Annotated in this window: 12 protein-coding genes; 9 read left to right on the top strand and 3 right to left on the bottom strand. The window is 72.9% G+C overall.

Annotated elements, in window-relative coordinates:
* Positions 1 to 86 precede the first annotated feature (86 nt).
* The 6 genes from dctA (at position 87) to ABD223_RS06195 (ending at position 10,244) form a co-directional block, all read left to right on the top strand.
* Entirely contained in the window at positions 87 to 1,457 is a 1,371-nt protein-coding gene (dctA, locus tag ABD223_RS06220) for a C4-dicarboxylate transporter DctA (RefSeq protein WP_344034928.1), read from the top strand.
* Positions 1,458 to 2,340: 883 nt separating this feature from the next.
* Positions 2,341 to 6,879, top strand: a complete 4,539-nt coding sequence (gene gltB / locus ABD223_RS06215; protein ID WP_344034926.1) for a glutamate synthase large subunit — start codon at positions 2,341 to 2,343, stop codon at positions 6,877 to 6,879.
* Positions 6,872 to 8,377, top strand: a complete 1,506-nt coding sequence (locus ABD223_RS06210) for a glutamate synthase subunit beta (RefSeq protein WP_344034924.1) — start codon at positions 6,872 to 6,874, stop codon at positions 8,375 to 8,377. The genes gltB and ABD223_RS06210 overlap by 8 nt, the downstream gene beginning before the upstream one ends.
* A 57-nt stretch (positions 8,378 to 8,434) precedes the next feature.
* Positions 8,435 to 8,596: a hypothetical protein gene (locus ABD223_RS06205; protein ID WP_344034923.1), complete on the top strand. Its 162-nt coding sequence runs from the start codon at positions 8,435 to 8,437 to the stop codon at positions 8,594 to 8,596.
* Between the two features lie 229 nt (positions 8,597 to 8,825).
* Positions 8,826 to 9,797 (top strand): trypsin-like serine protease, encoded by a 972-nt coding sequence (locus ABD223_RS06200; RefSeq protein WP_344034922.1) that lies wholly within the window; start codon positions 8,826 to 8,828, stop codon positions 9,795 to 9,797.
* Between the two features lie 66 nt (positions 9,798 to 9,863).
* Positions 9,864 to 10,244 carry a carboxypeptidase-like regulatory domain-containing protein gene (locus tag ABD223_RS06195; protein WP_344034921.1) on the top strand — a complete coding sequence of 127 codons (381 nt, stop codon included), beginning with the start codon at positions 9,864 to 9,866 and terminating at the stop codon, positions 10,242 to 10,244.
* 42 nt (positions 10,245 to 10,286) lie between these two features.
* Here the strand turns inward: ABD223_RS06195 and ABD223_RS06190 are convergent, their stop codons facing one another.
* Positions 10,287 to 12,290, bottom strand: coding sequence for a helicase-associated domain-containing protein (locus tag ABD223_RS06190; RefSeq protein WP_344034920.1), 2,004 nt, complete (start codon positions 12,288 to 12,290; stop codon positions 10,287 to 10,289).
* A 93-nt stretch (positions 12,291 to 12,383) separates the two neighbouring features.
* Between ABD223_RS06190 and ABD223_RS06185 the strand changes: the two genes are divergently transcribed.
* Positions 12,384 to 13,040, top strand: coding sequence for a DUF2461 domain-containing protein (locus ABD223_RS06185; protein ID WP_344034919.1), 657 nt, complete (start codon positions 12,384 to 12,386; stop codon positions 13,038 to 13,040).
* 104 nt (positions 13,041 to 13,144) lie between these two features.
* Here ABD223_RS06185 and ABD223_RS06180 read toward each other — a convergent pair whose 3' ends face one another.
* On the bottom strand, positions 13,145 to 13,486 hold the full coding sequence (locus tag ABD223_RS06180; RefSeq protein WP_344034918.1) for a VanZ family protein: 342 nt from the start codon (positions 13,484 to 13,486) through the stop codon (positions 13,145 to 13,147).
* 82 nt (positions 13,487 to 13,568) lie between these two features.
* Here ABD223_RS06180 and pyk point away from each other — a divergent pair, with 82 nt between their 5' ends.
* Positions 13,569 to 14,993 (top strand): pyruvate kinase, encoded by a 1,425-nt coding sequence (gene pyk / locus ABD223_RS06175; RefSeq protein ID WP_344034917.1) that lies wholly within the window; start codon positions 13,569 to 13,571, stop codon positions 14,991 to 14,993.
* An 8-nt stretch (positions 14,994 to 15,001) separates the two neighbouring features.
* Complete coding sequence (gene tesB, locus ABD223_RS06170) at positions 15,002 to 15,928, top strand: acyl-CoA thioesterase II (protein WP_344034916.1); 927 nt, start codon at positions 15,002 to 15,004, stop codon at positions 15,926 to 15,928.
* 5 nt (positions 15,929 to 15,933) lie between these two features.
* On the opposite strand, the gene ABD223_RS06165 is transcribed toward tesB, so the two are convergent.
* Positions 15,934 to 17,328, bottom strand: a complete 1,395-nt coding sequence (locus ABD223_RS06165; protein ID WP_344034915.1) for an aminotransferase class V-fold PLP-dependent enzyme — start codon at positions 17,326 to 17,328, stop codon at positions 15,934 to 15,936.
* Positions 17,329 to 17,518 lie beyond the last annotated feature (190 nt).

Genomic DNA, 17,518 nt, shown 5'->3' with positions numbered 1-17,518 from the left:
TGAAGTTTCGGGCGCGCGCCTTGTCCCGGTCGCGGTGTGTGCGCAGGCTCACCCCCTGACGCGAGCGCCGAGCTTCAGGAGGAGACGTGGTCAGCGCGCAAGCCCGTGAGCGCAAACCGATCTACAAGCACCTGTACTTCTGGGTGCTGGTGTCGATCGTGCTCGGCGTGGTCGTCGGGTACGCCTTCCCGGCCCAGGCCTCCGGCATGAAGTGGCTGGCCGACTTCTTCGTCGCGCTGGTCAAGGTCGTCATCGCCCCGACCATCTTCTGCACCGTCGTCGTCGGCATCGCGGGCCTGGGCAACCTGGCCAAGGCGGGCGGCCTGGCGCTGCGGACCATCCTGTACTTCACCGCGATGACCACGGTCGCGCTGGCCATCGGCCTGATCGTGGTGAACGTGGTGCAGCCCGGCCACCACGGTCCGCCCATCCCGATCAACGAGGACGCGGCCTCCGACACCCTGGAGGACGCCAAGACCGCCGAGACCGGCGTCACCGGGTTCATCCTCAGCCTGGTGCCCAAGTCGTTCGTCGGGGCGTTCACCGACGGGCAGCTGATCCAGGTGCTGGTGGTCGCGATCCTGGTCGCGGTGGCCGTGGCCGGCATGGGCAAGCGCGGCGAGCGGGTCGTGCAGGCCCTGGACACCGTCGCCAAGGTGATGTTCGGCGTCATCAAGATCGTCATGTACGCGGCGCCGATCGGCGCGTTCGGCGGCATCGCCTACACGATCGGCAAGTTCGGCGGCTCGATCCTGGGCAAGCTGGCGTGGCTGATGGGCTCGTTCTACGCGACGTGCCTGCTGTTCATCCTCGTGGTGCTGGGCGGCGTGGCCCTCTACGCCGGGTTCTCGATCTTCAAGTTCCTCCGCTACATCAAGGACGAGCTGCTGATCGTGCTGGGCACGTCGTCCAGCGAGTCGGTGCTGCCCCGGATGCTGGTCAAGCTGGAGGCGGCGGGCGCGGACAAGTCCGTGGTCGGCCTCACCATCCCGACCGGCTACTCGTTCAACCTGGACGGCACCTGCATCTACCTGACCATGGGCGCGATCTTCATCGCCCAGGCCACCGGCCACGACGTCCCGCTGGGCACCCAGATCGGCCTGCTGCTGTTCATGCTGCTGGCGAGCAAGGGCGCGGCGGGCGTCACGGGCGCGGGCCTGGTCACGCTGGCGGCCTCGCTCAGCGCGTTCGAGGCGAACAGCGCCATCCCGGCGGTGGGCATCGCCCTGATCGTGGGCATCGACCGGTTCATGTCCGAGGCGCGGGCCATCACCAACGTCATCGGCAACGGCGTCGGCGCCCTGGTCGTGGCCCGCTGGCAGGGCCAGCTCGACCGCGACCAGCTCCAGCGGGTCCTGGACGACCCGACCTCGGTCGACGCCGACGCCCTGATGGACCTCCAGCACGCCGAGGACGAGGCCGCCGAGCGCGAGCCGGCCGCCGCCGGCCGGAAGTAGGCGCGACACCCGGCGGCCCCCTCCCGATCCGATCGGGAGGGGGCCGCCCGGCTTCGGCGCCGCCCTCGAACAGGTTCGGGCCGCTCCCAGTGGAATTCGGCGCGACAGGGGTCCCGCGGGCGCGGCGTCGAGCGGTTGATCGATTCGCGCGCCCGGCGTGGCGCGGGCCGGAAATCGAGGGCGCGCCCGCGCGCGACCCGGGTCGGCCCCGCCCGCGAGGAGGCCGCTGAACAGCGATCACCCGGGCGTGGGCAGGGGGCTCCGCGGAGGGGGCGCCGCTCGTCCGCCGGGCAGGACCGCCCACGGGCGGGAATGCGCGGGACTGGTTTTCACTTGACCGGCTGAAATTCACCCGGTCCGGGTCCGCGGCCCGAAGACGTCGTCGCGGCGAGCAACACGGGCAATGCACACCGGCGCGTCGGCGGAAACGCCGTGCGTCCTACCGGTGGTGCGCGTCGTGGGCGGTCCGGTCGCGGGCCGAACGGGCGGCCGGGCGCGGCCGTTCGGCGGCGGTCCCCGACCCCCGCGCGGGGCGGGGGAACGGGGGACGGCCAGGTGTCCGCCTGGCGAACGCGGGGTATCCCGCTGGTGAGGAGTACGGGTCGGGCGCCCGTGTCAGGAGGGTCTCAGCGGCGCGCGGGAGGGGCCGGCAGCGCGTATGCTTAACAACGCGTAACAACGTCGGCCCTACTGTCGTTCCGTCGGGCCGAATCGTTACGTGTTGATGACCGAGATCACAGTGAGCATGGTGTGGTTCGGTTTCGCGACTGTTAAAGTCGCGTCAACACGCGGGCCATCGTCGTCCCGTGCCCAGCACCCGGATTCCCAGGACCTGGACACGAGGACTAGTTCGTCAGCCAGGACGACGAAGGAGGTCTGCGCAGTGATCTTCTCCGCCATCCCGTCCCCGCAGGGGCTCTACGACCCCACCGCCGAGCGCGATGCCTGCGGTGTGGCGATGGTCGCCGACATCCGAGGCCGCCGGTCGCACGACATCGTCGTCGACGCGCTCACCGCGCTGGCCAACCTGGAGCACCGCGGCGCGGCGGGAGCCGAACCGACCAGCGGCGACGGCGCGGGCATCCTGCTCCAGACACCAGACGCCTTCCTGCGGGAAGTGGTCGGCTTCGAGCTGCCGGGAGCAGGCGCCTACGCGGCCGGCATCGCGTTCCTGCCCGCCGACGCGGCCGAGCGCGCCAAGGCCGTCGAGCTGGCCGAGCGCGTCGCCGTCGAGGAGGGGTTGGAGGTCCTGGGCTGGCGCGACGTGCCCACCGACCCCGACCACGCCGACGTGGGCCCCACCGCCCGCTCCGTGATGCCGCACTTCGCCATGCTGGTGGTCGCGAGCGAGACCGGCCGCACCGGCGTCGAGCTGGACCGCCTCACGTTCGCCCTGCGCAAGCGGGTCGAGCACGAGTCGGTGACCGCCGGCGTCGGCACGTACTTCCCGTCGCTGTCCGCCCGCACGCTGGTCTACAAGGGGATGCTGACCACGGGCCAGCTGCCCGCGTTCTTCCCCGACCTGCGCGACCGGCGACTGGCCACCGCCATCGCCCTGGTGCACTCGCGCTTCTCCACCAACACGTTCCCGTCGTGGCCGCTGGCCCACCCCTTCCGGTACGTGGCGCACAACGGCGAGATCAACACCGTCCGCGGCAACCGCAACCGCATGCGCGCCCGCGAGGCGCTGCTGGCGTCCGACGTCATCCCGGGCGACCTGACCAGGCTCTACCCGATCTGCCACCCGGAGGGCTCGGACTCGGCGAGCTTCGACGAGGTGCTGGAGCTGCTGCACCTGGGCGGGCGCAGCCTGCCGCACGCGGTGCTGATGATGATCCCCGAGGCGTGGGAGAACCACGCGTCGATGGACCCCAAGCGCCGCGCGTTCTACGAGTTCCACGCCAGCCTGATGGAGCCGTGGGACGGCCCGGCCTGCGTCACCTTCACCGACGGCGCCCTGGTCGGCGCGGTGCTCGACCGCAACGGCCTGCGCCCGGCCCGCTGGTGGCAGACCGCCGACGGCCGCGTGGTGCTGGCCAGCGAGACCGGCGTGCTGGACGTCGCGCCGGACCAGGTGGTCGCCAAGGGCCGCCTCCAGCCCGGCAAGATGTTCCTGGTCGACACCGAGCAGGGCCGCCTGGTCGACGACGACGAGGTCAAGGCCGAGCTGGCCGACGAGCTGCCCTACGACGAGTGGCTGCACGCCGGCCTGCTGGAGCTGGACGACCTGGCCGACCGCGAGCACGTCGTGCAGAGCCACGACTCCGTGGTCCGCCGCCAGCTCACCTTCGGCTACACCGAGGAGGAGCTGCGGATCCTGCTCGGCCCGATGGCCGTCGGCGGCGCCGAGCCGCTGGGCTCGATGGGCACCGACACGCCGGTGGCCGCGCTGTCCCAGCGCTCCCGCCTGCTCTACGACTACTTCGCGCAGACCTTCGCCCAGGTCACCAACCCGCCGCTGGACGCGATCCGCGAGGAGATCGTCACCAGCGTCTCCCGGGTGATGGGCCCGGAGCAGAACCTGCTGGAGCCGGGCGCGGCGAGCTGCCGCCACATCAAGCTGACCTACCCGGTCATCGACAACGACGAGCTGGCCAAGCTCATCCACATCAACGACGACGGCGACCTGCCCGGCTTCGCGTGCACCGTCCTCTCCGGACTGTACGAGGTGGACGGTGGCGGCGCCGCGCTGGCGGCGGCCGTCGAGCGGGTGCGCCGCGAGGCGTCCGACGCCATCGCGCACGGGGCCCGCACCCTGGTGCTCTCCGACCGCGACTCCGACCACCGGATGGCGCCGATCCCGTCGCTGCTGCTCGTCTCCGCGGTGCACCACCACCTGGTGCGCACCAAGGAGCGCCTGCGCGTGGCGCTGGTCGTGGAGACCGGCGACGCCCGCGAGGTGCACCACATCGCCGCGCTGCTGAGCTACGGCGCCGCCGCGGTGAACCCGTACCTGGCCTTCGAGACCATCGAGGACCTGATCAACCAGGGCGCCATCACCGGCATCGAGCCGCGCAAGGCCGTCCGCAACTACGTGACGGCCCTGGTCAAGGGCACCTTGAAGATCATGTCCAAGATGGGCGTCTCCACCGTCGGCGCGTACACCGCCGCCCAGGTCTTCGAGGCCGTGGGGTTGTCCCAGGACCTGCTGGGCGAGTACTTCACCGGCACGGTGTCCAAGCTCGGCGGCGCGGGCCTGGACGTGCTGGCCGAGGAGGTGGCCCTGCGCCACCGCCGCGCCTACCCGGACAACCCGGCCGAGCGCGTGCACCGCAGGCTGGAGGTGGGCGGCGAGTACGCCTACCGCCGCGAGGGCGAGCTGCACCTGTTCACGCCGGAGACGGTGTTCCTGCTCCAGCACGCCACCAGGACCGGCAAGGAAGACGTCTACCGCCGCTACACCGCCGAGGTGGAGGCCCTGGCCCGCCAGGGCGGCACGCTGCGCGGCCTGTTCACCCTCAAGACCACCGGCCGCGCGCCGGTGCCGATCGACGAGGTCGAGCCGATCTCCTCGATCGTCAAGCGCTTCAACACCGGCGCCATGTCCTACGGCTCGATCTCGGCCGAGGCGCACGAGACGCTGGCCATCGCGATGAACCGGCTCGGCGGCCGGTCCAACAGCGGCGAGGGCGGCGAGGACCCGGAGCGCCTGTACGACCCGGAGCGGCGCAGCGCGGTCAAGCAGGTCGCGTCCGGCCGGTTCGGCGTGACGAGCGAGTACCTGGTCAACGCCAGCGACATCCAGATCAAGATGGCGCAGGGCGCGAAGCCCGGCGAGGGCGGCCAGCTGCCCGGCTACAAGGTGTACCCGTGGATCGCGCGCACCCGGCACTCCACGCCGGGCGTCGGCCTGATCTCCCCGCCGCCGCACCACGACATCTACTCGATCGAGGACCTGGCGCAGCTCATCCACGACCTGAAGAACGCCAACGAGCAGGCCCGCGTGCACGTCAAGCTGGTCAGCGAGGTCGGCGTGGGCACGGTCGCGGCGGGCGTGGCCAAGGCGCACGCGGACGTCGTGCTGATCTCCGGCCACGACGGCGGCACCGGCGCGTCACCGCTCAACTCGCTCAAGCACGCCGGCACGCCCTGGGAGGTCGGCCTCGCCGAGACCCAGCAGACGCTGCTGCTCAACGGCCTGCGCGACCGGATCACCGTGCAGGTGGACGGCGCCATGCGCACCGGGCGCGACGTCGTGGTCGCGGCCCTGCTGGGCGCCGAGGAGTTCGGCTTCGCCACCGCGCCGCTGATCGTCGAGGGCTGCGTGATGATGCGGGTCTGCCACCTCGACACCTGCCCGGTCGGCATCGCCACCCAGAACCCGGAGCTGCGCAAGCGCTTCACCGGCCAGGTCGACCACGTGGTGAACTTCTTCCACTTCGTGGCGCAGGAGGTCCGCGAGCTGCTGGCCGAGCTGGGCTTCCGCACCATCGACGAGGCCGTCGGCCACGCCGAGCTGCTGGGGACCGACGAGGCGATCGAGCACTGGAAGGCGTCGGGCCTGGACCTGTCGCCGGTGTTCCAGGTGCCCGAGACGCCCTACCGCACGGCCAAGCGCAAGGTCCGCGAGCAGGACCACGGCCTCGCGCAGGCCCTGGACCGCACGCTCATCCAGCTCGCCGAGGCGGCCCTGGAGGACGCCCACCCGGTGCGCCTGGAGCTGCCGCTGCGCAACGTCAACCGCACCGTCGGCACGCTGCTCGGCGCGGAGGTGACCCGCCGGTTCGGCGGCGACGGCCTGCCGGACGACACGATCCACGTGGCGTTCACCGGTTCGGCCGGCCAGTCGCTGGGCGCGTTCATCCCGCGCGGCATCACGCTGGAGATGATCGGCGACGCCAACGACTACGTCGGCAAGGGCCTCTCCGGCGGCCGGATCGTGGTCCGGCCGCACCCGGACGCGCTGTTCGCCGCCGAGCAGCAGGTCATCGCGGGCAACGTGATCGGCTACGGCGCCACGTCCGGCGAGATCTTCCTGCGCGGGCGCGTCGGCGAGCGGTTCTGCGTGCGCAACTCCGGCGCGCTCGCGGTGGCCGAGGGCGTGGGCGACCACGCGTTCGAGTACATGACCGGCGGCCGGGCCGTGGTGCTCGGGCCGACCGGCCGCAACCTGGCCGCGGGCATGTCCGGCGGCATCGCGTACGTGCTCGACCTCGACCCGGCGGCGGTCAACACCGCCATGGTCGAGCTCCAGCGGCCGAGCGGGGAGGACCTGCGCCGGCTGCGCGAGGTGGTGGAGAAGCACCACAAGCTCACCGGATCGACCGTGGCCGCGTCGCTGCTCGGCGACTGGCCCCGGCGGTCCGCCGCGTTCACCAAGGTCATGCCCGGTGACTACCAGCGCGTGCTCGAAGCGATGAGGCTCGCCCGCGCGGAAGGCAGGGACGTCGACCAGGCGATCATGGAGGCCTCCCGTGGCTGACCCGTACGGTTTCCTCAAGCACTCCCGCCAGGAGGCCAAGAAGCGCCCGGTCACCGACCGGGCGGCCGACTGGGACGAGGTCTACCTCGACCTCGGACCCGAGGCGCGCGACGAGCAGGTCCGCACCCAGGCGGCCCGCTGCATGGACTGCGGCGTCCCGTTCTGCCACTCCGGTTCGGCCGGCTGCCCCCTGGGCAACCTCATCCCCGAGTGGAACGAGCTGGTCCGCCGCGGCGACTGGGAGCTGGCCTCGGACCGGCTGCACGCGACGAACAACTTCCCGGAGTTCACCGGGCGGCTGTGCCCCGCGCCGTGCGAGGCGGCGTGCGTGCTGTCGATCAGCCACGACGCCGGCGGCCCGGTGGCCATCAAGCGCGTGGAGCAGGCCATCGCGGACGTGTCCTGGGAGCAGGGCCTGGTGCGGCCGACCCGGGCGCACGTGTCGTCGGGCCGGAAGGTCGCGGTCGTCGGCTCCGGCCCCGCCGGCCTGGCGGCGGCCCAGCAGCTGACCCGCGCCGGCCACGAGGTCACCGTCTTCGAGCGGGACGACCGGCTCGGCGGGCTGCTGCGCTACGGCATCCCCGAGTTCAAGATGGAGAAGAAGGTCCTCGACCGGAGGCTGGCGCAGCTCCGCAACGAGGGCACGAGGTTCGTGACGAGCTGCGAGGTCGGCGTCGACGTCACCGTGGAGCAGCTGCGCGAGCGCTTCGACGCCGTGGTCCTGGCCGTGGGCGCCCTGCGGGGCCGCGACGACCGGACCACTCCCGGCCGCGACCTCGACGGCGTCCACCTGGCCATGGACCACCTGGTGCCCGCCAACCGCGCCTGCGAGGGCGACGGCCCGCCGGCGATCGACGCGGCCGGCAAGCACGTGGTCGTCATCGGCGGCGGCGACACGGGCGCCGACTGCTACGGCACGGCGGTGCGCCAGGGCGCGGCGTCGGTGGTGCAGCTCGACCAGTACCCCATGCCGCCCGCCAAGCGCGACGACGAGCGCTCGCCGTGGCCGGTGTGGCCGTGGATCCTGCGCACCTACCCCGCGCACGAGGAGGCGGGGGAGCGGCGGTTCGCCGTGGCCGTGGAGGAGTTCGTCGGCGACGAGGCGGGCCACGTGCGGCAGATCAAGCTGCGCAAGGTCCGCGTGGAGCGCGACGCCTCGGGCCGGCGCGTGGTCGTGCCGGTCTCCGAGGAGGCCGAGCTGCTGCCGGCCGACCTGGTGCTGCTCGCCATCGGCTTCGAGGGCGTGGAGCACATGCCCCTGCTCGACGGCCTCGGCATCCGGCTCACCGAGCGGGGCACCGTCTCGTGCGGCTCGGACTGGCAGACGCAGGCGCCCGGCGTGTTCGTCTGCGGCGACGCCCACCGCGGCGCGTCCCTGGTGGTGTGGGCGATCGCGGAGGGCCGCTCGGTGGCCAACGCGGTGGACGCCCACCTCACCGGTTCGTCCGACCTGCCGTCCCCGGTGATCCCCAACCAGCTTCCGCTCGCCGTGGTGTAGCTGCCCCAGGGCACCACCGATCGCCCCCGACAACGGCGTCGGGGGCGATTTTTCCTCGTGGATCCCGAAAAGTGCGGATCGGCGTGGACGGGCCAGGCCGTGGTGACGACCCGCCGCCAGGACGCGGTGCTGCGCTACCCGGAATTCCGCGGGGGCGGCCCGGTGAACGCCGACGAAGTCGCCGAGGCGCTGTGGCGGTGTCCTGCTCCGGTGGTCTGATCATGCGGGGAGAACTCGACTGGGGCGTTCGACCTCGGCGCCCGCACGTCCCGGCAGGAGGCCCGGCGCGACGCCGTGCCCGCCGTGATCGCGCACCCGGACCAAGCGATCTGACTCGATCAACCCCACCTGGTCCGCCGAGCAGCGCAAATTTTCTTCACCGAAGTATCGGGATGGCGCACGGGGCCCTCCAGCACGCCGTTGGCATTCACTCCGCAGAGGAGACTCCGTGAACTCCAGTAGATCTTTCCCGCGCATCGTGACGATGGCGTCCGGTGCGCTGCTGGCCATGTCGGTGCTGGCGCCGACGGCTTCGGCGGGGGCCGCGAAACCCGCCGAGCTCGCGGTCAGCGACACCGGGGGCGTCACCCTGTCGGCCGCCGCGCCCACCGGGTCGCGCGGCGTCGACAGCTACCGGGGCACGGGCGCGACCGGGGACGCCGCCAAGGACGGCGCGCGGGACGTCCCGGCCGACCACCGCGTCCAGGGCTACCGGTCGCCGACCGGCGACGACTTCGGCGCCCAGTCCATCATCGGCTCGGACAACCGGACCCGGGTCACCCCGACCACGAGCTTCCCGGCCCGCGCCACGGTGCTCATCACCCGGACCGTGAACGGCGTGGAGAACCAGCACTGCACCGGCTGGATGTTCAGCGACGACCTGGTGATGACCGCCGGCCACTGCGTCTACAACCAGAGCAGCGGCTGGTACACCGGCCAACTCCGCTTCTACCCGGGCGCCGACGGCGCCGGCAGCCGCCCGTACGGCGGCTGCTCCGCGACCACCCTGCGGTCGAACACCGGCTGGACGGTCGACGGCAACGCCGACGCCGACTACGGCGGCGCCACCCTCGACTGCACCATCGGCAACACCGTCGGCTGGTACGGCGCCTACTGGACCACCGCGTCGCTGAACGGCACGTCCACGACCATCCAGGGCTACGGCGGCGACAAGGCCCAGCAGCAGTGGATCCACAGCGACCAGGTCCGCGTCAGCGATTCCCTGCGGCTGCGCTACGACAACGACACCGTGGGCGGCAACAGCGGCAGCTCGGTCCACACCGTCCGGGCGCCCGGTTCGTCGGGCTGCTCCGGCCAGTGCTCGCTGGCCGTCCACGCCTACGGCGCGGGTTCCGACGGCCACAACAGCGGCCCGCGCATCACCGAGAGCCGCTTCACCCTGATCGCGGGCTGGCGCTGACGGTCCACCGACCAACCCGCGACACCCCCGGTTCCGTCCTGGGGACGTGACCGAAGGGAGCAGATCATGGGACACGTCAGGACAGCGCTGCTGGTGGGCCTCCTGGTGCTGGGCGGGTGCGGTCGGGAAGCGGGCACGTCCTCGTCCGGCGGGCAGCCGCCGGTGAGCCCGTCCGGCCAGGTCGTCATCGCCGGCACGGTGGTGGACGGCGCGGGCCTGCCGGTCGAGGGCGCGCTCGTGCAGCCCAGGTCCGTGGACGACCCGCCGCGCCCGGTGCCGGAGTTGGCCGTCATCTCCGGTCCCGACGGCCGCTACGAGTGGGGCCTGCCCGCCGGCCGCTACGAGTTCACCGCCGTCAAGGGCGACCGGACCAGCGCCCCGGTCCAGGTCACCGCCGCCCTCGGCACGACCGACGCGCTCCAGGAGGTGCCGCTCCAGCTGCCCTGACGAGACCGCGGGCCCCGGACCGGCCGGTCCGGGGCCCGCGGCTCAGGCGCGGGCGACGACCTTCACCGACCGGATGTCGCTGACCAGGAACTCCCGCGCCTCCCCGCGCGGCCCGCACGTGGCCGTGAGGTTCCCCGCCGCGTGGTCGACCGGCGTGATCACGTGCCGCACCGCCGTGCGCGGCCCGTTGGCCACCGCGACCTCCACCGACGTGCGGGTGACCAGCGCCTCCGCCAGCAGCTGCACCTCGGAGTCGCCCAGCACCAGCGACTGGTCCCGCAGCAACCGCACCGCGCCCATCCGCCGCGACTCCGCGCAGGGCGGCACGTACCGCTGCCGGGGCCGCTCCCGGTCCACGAGCGCGGCGGCGAGCTCGTCGAGGTCCTGCCCGGCCAACTCCCGCCCGTCGCCCTTCCACCCGTCGCCCCTCCACCCGCGCCGACGCCCCACCGCCGGCGTGGCGCGCTGCCGGGGCACCCGCGCGACCACCGGCGCGCCGTCCGCCGCCGAGGCCGCCGGCGCGTAACCGACCGCCCGCAACAGCGCCAACGTCTCCGCCGCGGGCTTGGCCGAGCCCAGCACGTTCGGCCCGAGCGGCCGCAACGCCAACGGCGCCAACGACCGGTGCGCCGCGATCTCCGACAGCAGCTCCGGGTCCGCGGTCCGCACGCAGCACGCCACCGGCACCACCGTGATCCGCCCGTGCCGCCGGGCCGCCTCCCGCACCAGGTGCTCCACCTCGGCGGGAACCCCGTGCGAGGCCACCGACCCCAACCGGGCCAGCAGCGCGTCCGGCTCGTGCCCGAGGTCCAGCGCCCGCCGCACACCGGCGCCGGTGAACCGCCACACCCCGTCCCCGCCCTCGGCGACCAGCCCCAGCACCGACCTCAGCTCCCGGTCCGGCAGCCCCGCCACCACGGCGGTCAGGTCGGGCCTCAGCTCCGCCGTCGACGCCGTGGGCGGCACGAACCGACCGGCCACCGCCGCGATGGAGTCCCCGTCCTCCTTCGCCGCCGCGCCGGCGCCGGCCCCCACCACCGCCCGCCCCAACGCGGTCAACGCGCCCAGCGCCACCAGCCCCAGCGACTCGGCCTCCGCCAGCACCGCCTCGGTCGCGGCCGGGGCGTGCACCGCCGGCCGCGACCACACCAGCTCGGCCACCACCTCGTGCCGGTGCTCGAACGCCTCGTCCGGCCCGAGCTCCGCGTACCGGGCCAGCACGCCGCGCCGCGCCCGGTCGCCGGTGTCCGACGAGGACGGTTCGACCACCGCCTGCCGCTGCCTGCCCGGCACCCACACCAGCCGCGGCCACGCCTCGACCAGCGCGGCCAACCGGTCCGCCGTCGGCGCGGCGCGCCACGCGTCCGACCTGGTGGTGGGCAGCAGCCACCCGCCCTGCGCGGCCAGCAGCCCCACCTCCACCGCCAGCTCCACCCACAGCCGCACCCGCCGCTCGTCGGCGCCCAGCACACCCGCGACCCGGCGCAACTCCCGCAGCCCCAGCCCGCTGCGGCACGCCACCAGGTCCGCGTCGCAGCAGTCGACCAGCCGCGTCACGCCGTCCACAGTGGACGTCGCCGGGGCGATGCCCGCCCGGTCGGCGTAACCGCGGTGCTGCCCGGTCCGGCGCGGCGGGCGCGGCGCGGGCGTGATCCGGCGCGCGGGTTCCCCGAGCAGCGGCCGCAGGCCGGGCGAGCTGAGCACGCCCCTGCCCTCGGGCCACACCAGCGCGTGGGCGCGCAGCCGCGCCAGCACCCGCTTCAGCTCCGCCCGCCCCGCCTTCCCGTTGCAGCGCAACCGCTCGGCGAGCACCTCCACGTCCGCCCGCTCGCCCAGCCGCACCACCGCGTCCAGCACGTCCCGGCTCGCCTGGTCCAACCCCTCCACCGCGATCCGCAGCGACGACGCCGCGGTCAGCTCCTCGGCCAGCGCCCGCAGCGAGCGGGGTCGGGCCCGTGCGGCGTCCCCCCGCGTCGACAGCACGTCCCGGAGGTCCTGGACGTCGAGTTCCCGCAACCACGCCACGAGGGCCGCTTTCCTACCCACTCGGCTGATTATGCACAGAACGTGACGACCCGGTGATGCAGTGCTATAGCGCTCTCCAATAAGGCACGAATGGCCGAACGTAAGCTGGGCGCCGTGGAATTCAAGGGCTTCGGCGAGTACGCCATCGACTTCTACGACGGTCTCGTGGTCGACAACACGAAAGCGTACTGGGAGGACAACAAGCACCTTTACCACGCGGACGTGCGCGCGCCCATGGAGGCGCTGCTCGCGGCCCTGGAACCGGAGTTCGGGAAGGGAAAGGTCTTCCGGCCCTACCGCGACGTGCGGTTCAGCAAGGACAAGACCCCTTACAAGGACCATTGCGGCGGGGTCGTCGAACTCGGCCGCGGCGGCGGCGCGCACTACGTGCAGATCGGCACGGAGGGGTTGTTCGTCGGCGGCGGGTCGTTCGCGATGGCGCCGGACCAGCTCGCCCGCTACCGGGAGTCGGTGGCCGACGACCTGCGCGGCCGGGCGCTGGAGCGGGTGCTCGCGGAGCTGGCGGGTCAGGGGTGGGAGCTGCGCGGCGACAAGCTCAAGCGCGCGCCGCGCGGCGCGGACGCCGAGCACCCCCGGGCCGAGCTGCTCAAGCACAAGCGCCTGTACGTGGCGAAGGTCTGGCCGCCGGACGACGTGCTGCACGAGCCGGGGTGCCTGGACCGCGTGCGCGACGCGTGGCGCCAGGTGACCCCGCTGGTCGACTGGTGCGCGGACCACATCGGCCTCACCGAGGTGGGGTTCCGGCGGTGAGGGCGGCCCGGGGCCGGTCCCGGCCGACCGGCCGGCCGCGGCCCGGGGCGCCGGCACCAGGCCCGCTCCGGCCGTGACCCGGGGCTGGGCCCGCTGACCCGGGGCTAGGCCCGCTCCCGCCGGACCGGCAACAACCGGAACAGCAGCAGCCCGAGCCCGATCCCGGCCACGTCGACGAGCGCGTCGAGGACGTCACCCCCTCGGCCCAGCGCGGTGATGAGCCACTGCAACACTTCTGAGACCGCGGCGTAACCGACCAGGCCCGCCACCAGTCCCGCGACGGGCAGCCGCGCGTACCTCCCCGTGACCGTGAGCAGCGCGAACAGCAGGCAGTGGACCACCTTGTCGGTGCCCGGCGGCGAGTCGGGCACACCTGACTGGGGGGTGAACAACACGATGACGCTGAGCAACGAGGCGACCACGAACGGAAGGATTCTGACACCCACCAGGCAGATTCTGCCTGGTTCGCGGAGATTACCCCCGGGTACATCCTGATCGGTCCAGTGACAGGGACTACGCTGCACAGACGTGAGTCGACGCGCGAAGATCGTCTGTACGCTGGGTCCCGCCACCGCGACCGAGGACAAGGTCAACGAGCTGGTGGCGGCCGGTATGGACGTGGCTCGGATGAACTTCAGCCACGGCAGCCATGCCGACCACAAGCAGGTCTACGACCTCGTCCGCTCAGCGGCCGAAGCGTCGGGGCGGGCGGTCGGCATCCTCGCCGACCTCCAAGGACCGAAGATCCGCCTGGGGAGGTTCGCCCACGGGCCCGTCGAGTGGCGCACCGGCGACGTCGTCCGGGTGACGGTGGAGGACGTCGAGGGCACCCACGACCGCGTCTCCACCACCTACAAGCAGCTCGCGCAGGACGCCAAGGTCGGTGACCGGCTGCTGGTGGACGACGGCAAGGTCGGCCTGGTCGTGGTGGACGTCGACGGGCCGGACGTGGTCTGCGAGGTCACCGAGGGCGGCCCCGTCAGCAACAACAAGGGCCTGTCCCTGCCCGGCATGGACGTCTCCGTGCCGGCCCTGTCCGAGAAGGACATCGAGGACCTGGAGTTCGCGCTCAACCTGGGCGTGGACTTCATCGCGCTGTCGTTCGTGCGCTCGCCCGCCGACATCGACCTGGTCCACCAGGTCATGGACCGGGTCGGCCACGGCCGCAAGCCCGTCATCGCCAAGGTCGAGAAGCCCGAGGCGGTCGACAACCTCGAAGCCATCGTGCTCGCGTTCGACGGCGTCATGGTCGCCCGCGGCGACCTGGGCGTCGAGCTGCCGCTGGAGTACGTGCCGCTGGTGCAGAAGCGGGCGATCCAGATCGCCCGCGAGAACGCCAAGCCGGTGATCGTGGCCACCCAGATGCTCGACTCCATGATCACGAACTCCCGGCCGACCCGCGCCGAGACGTCCGACGTGGCGAACGCCGTGCTGGACGGCGCGGACGCGCTGATGCTGTCCGGCGAGACGTCGGTCGGCCGCTACGCGATCGAGTCGGTCAAGACCATGGGCCGGATCATCGAGGCCGTCGAGACCGAGTCGGTGGTGGTCCCGCCGCTGACCCACGTGCCGCGCACCAAGCGGGGCGTCATCTCCTACGCGGCGCGCGACATCGGCGAGCGGCTGAACGCGAAGGCGCTGGTGGCGTTCACCCAGTCCGGTGACACCGTGCGGCGGCTGGCCCGCCTGCACACGCACCTGCCGCTGCTGGCGTTCACGCCGGAGCCGAGCGTTCGCAGTCAGCTTGCTCTCACCTGGGGCACGGAGACGTTCCTGGTGCCTAAGGTTGACTCGACCGACGGTATGGTCCGCCAGGTGGACCAGTCGATGCTGTCCATCGGCCGGTACCAGCCCGGTGACCTGATGGTCGTCGTGGCCGGTTCGCCGCCCGGCACCGTCGGCTCGACCAACCTCATCCGGGTGCACCGCCTGGGGGAGGAAGACCACGCTTAGGAGATGACGTGACCGAGGCTGCCCGAGCCGCGGCTTCCGCCGGGTTCTCGGACGTCCCGCTGGACGCCGACGGTGTGCCGCACGGGCAGCCCGTGCTCGACCGCCTCGTGGCGCTGCTCGACCTGGAGCGCATCGAGGAGAACATCTTCCGCGGGGTGTCGCCCGCCGAATCACCCGTGAGGGTGTTCGGCGGGCAGGTCGCCGGCCAGGCCCTGGTGGCCGCCGGCCGGACCGTCGACCCCGGCCGGCACGTGCACTCGCTGCACTCGTACTTCATCCGGGGCGGTGATCCGACGGTCCCGATCGTGTACGAGGTGGACCGCATCCGCGACGGCCGGTCGTTCACCACCCGCCGGGTGGTCGCCGTGCAGCACGGCAAGGCGATCTTCTCGCTGTCGGCGTCGTTCCAGCTCGACGAGCCGGGCCTGGACCACCAGGACCGGATGCCCGAGGTGCCGCCGCCGGACTCCCTGCCGACCTACGCCGAGTCGGCGGCCGGGTACCTGGACAAGGTGGGCATGGCCCGCCTGCCCCGGCCCATCGACATCCGGTACGTGACCCGGCCGCCGTGGCAGGCGCGCGACGAGGGTCCGGGCGAGGCGCGCAGCCAGGTGTGGATGCGGGCGGACGGCGAGCTGCCGGACGACGACCTGCTGCACGTGTGCGTGCTGGCCTACGCCTCGGACATGACCCTGCTCGACTCGGTCCTGGTCCGCCACGGCGTGTACTGGGGCACGGACAAGGTGCTGGGCGCGAGCCTGGACCACGCCATGTGGTTCCACCGCCGGTTCCGCGCGGACGAGTGGTTCCTGTACGACTGCGCGTCGCCCTCGGCGTCCGGCGCGCGGGGCCTGGCGACGGGCCGCTTCTACGCCCGGGACGGCAGCCTGGTGGCGACCGTCGTCCAGGAGGGCCTGCTCCGCGTGCTGCGGTAGGCGCCTCAGCTCCCGCCGCCGGCCCGCAACGCCTCCCACAGCGCCCGCACGTGGTGCTCCCTCGTGCCCTCCGCCCCGATGGCGACGCGCACGGCGAACCGGCCGTTCACGGTCGTGTGGGTGACGAACGCCTCGCCGCTCGCGTTGACCCGGTCCATCGCCGCCCTGGTGGCCCCGTCGCCGTCGCGGTGGGCGATGGCGACCAGCGACAGCGACCTGGGCGCGACCAGCTCCCACCGCTCGTCGGCCTCGACCCACGACTCCAGCAGGGCCGCCAGCGCCACGTGCCCGCGCAGGTGCGCCCGCACGCCCCCCAGCCCGTACCAGCGCAGCACCGACCACAGCTTCAGCGCCCGGAACCGGCGGCCCAGCGGGATCTGCCAGTCGCGGTAGTCGACCACCGCGCCGGACTCGGTCGCGCTGTTGCGCAGGTACTCGGGGAGGATGGTCAGGGCGTCCACCAGCACGTTCGGGTGGGCGGTCCAGAACAGCGACAGGTCGAACGCGGTCAACATCCACTTGTGGGCGTTCGCGGTGAACGAGTCGGCCAGCTCGACGCCGTCGAACAGGGCGCGGAACTCCGGGCACAGCGCCGCCGGCCCGGCCCACGCCGCGTCGACGTGCAGCCAGGCCCCGTGCTCCGCGCACAGCGCCGCGACCTCCCGCACCGGGTCCACCGCGCCGGTCCCGGTCGTGCCGATGGTCGCGCACACGAGCACCGGCCGCCGCCCGGCGGCCACGTCGGCCCGCAACCGCTCGGCCAGCGCGCCGACGTCCATCGCCAGCGTCGCCGGGTCGACCGGGATCGACCGCACGGCCTGCTCGCCGAGGCCCGCCACCCGCGCCGCGCGCTCGATCGACGAGTGGGTCTGCGACGACACGTACACCGCCTCCGAGCCGTCCACACCGGACTGCCGCCACTTGCCGCCGGAGGACCGGTGCAGCGCCGCCAGCACCGCGACCAGCGCGGCGGACGACGCGGTGTCCTGGATGACCCCGCCGCCGAGGAAGCGCTCCGGCAGGCCCATGGCGCCCACCAGCTCGTCCATCAGGTGCTGCTCGACCTCGGTCGCGGCGGGCGAGGTGGACCAGAGCATCCCCTGCACGCCCAGGCCGGACGACAGCAGGTCGCCGAGCACGGACGGCAGCGACGCGTTGGACGGGAAGTAGGCGTAGAAGCCGGGGTGCTGCCAGTGCGTCGTGCCGGGCAGCACCACCCGCTCCAGGTCGTCGAGCAACCCGGCGAAGTCGCCGCCCTCCTCGCCCAACCCGCCCAGCCGCGAGCGCACCCACCCCGGCTCCACCCGGGCCCGGACGGGGAACTCCTCGACCCGCGCGCGGTAGTCGGCGATCCAGTCGACCACCTCGTGCCCGATCCGCCGAAACTCCTCAGCCTCCACCCCCACACGCTAACCCGCGCGAGTCGTACTTCCAGACCCCGCGAGTCGTACGTTCCGGTCGACCGTGTCGTACCTCCAGGACCCCCGGGTTCAGCGTTCGCGCACCCCGGGCTCGACGCGAACGTTGAACTCGGAGGTCCGGAACGTACGACACGGTGGACCTGGAGGTACGACTCGCGGGGTTTTGGTT

This window comes from Saccharothrix xinjiangensis (assembly GCF_039527585.1).
In the GTDB taxonomy this organism is placed as follows: domain Bacteria; phylum Actinomycetota; class Actinomycetes; order Mycobacteriales; family Pseudonocardiaceae; genus Actinosynnema; species Actinosynnema xinjiangensis.
The sequence above is the reverse complement of the archived record's forward strand: the minus strand, read 5'-3'. Positions and strand labels throughout refer to the sequence as shown.

Bases quoted from the DNA above. Each gene is read 5' to 3' on its own strand.
- ABD223_RS06195 (WP_344034921.1), top strand. From the start codon at position 9,864: ATGGGACACGTCAGGACAGCGCTGCTGGTGGGCCTCCTGGTGCTGGGC.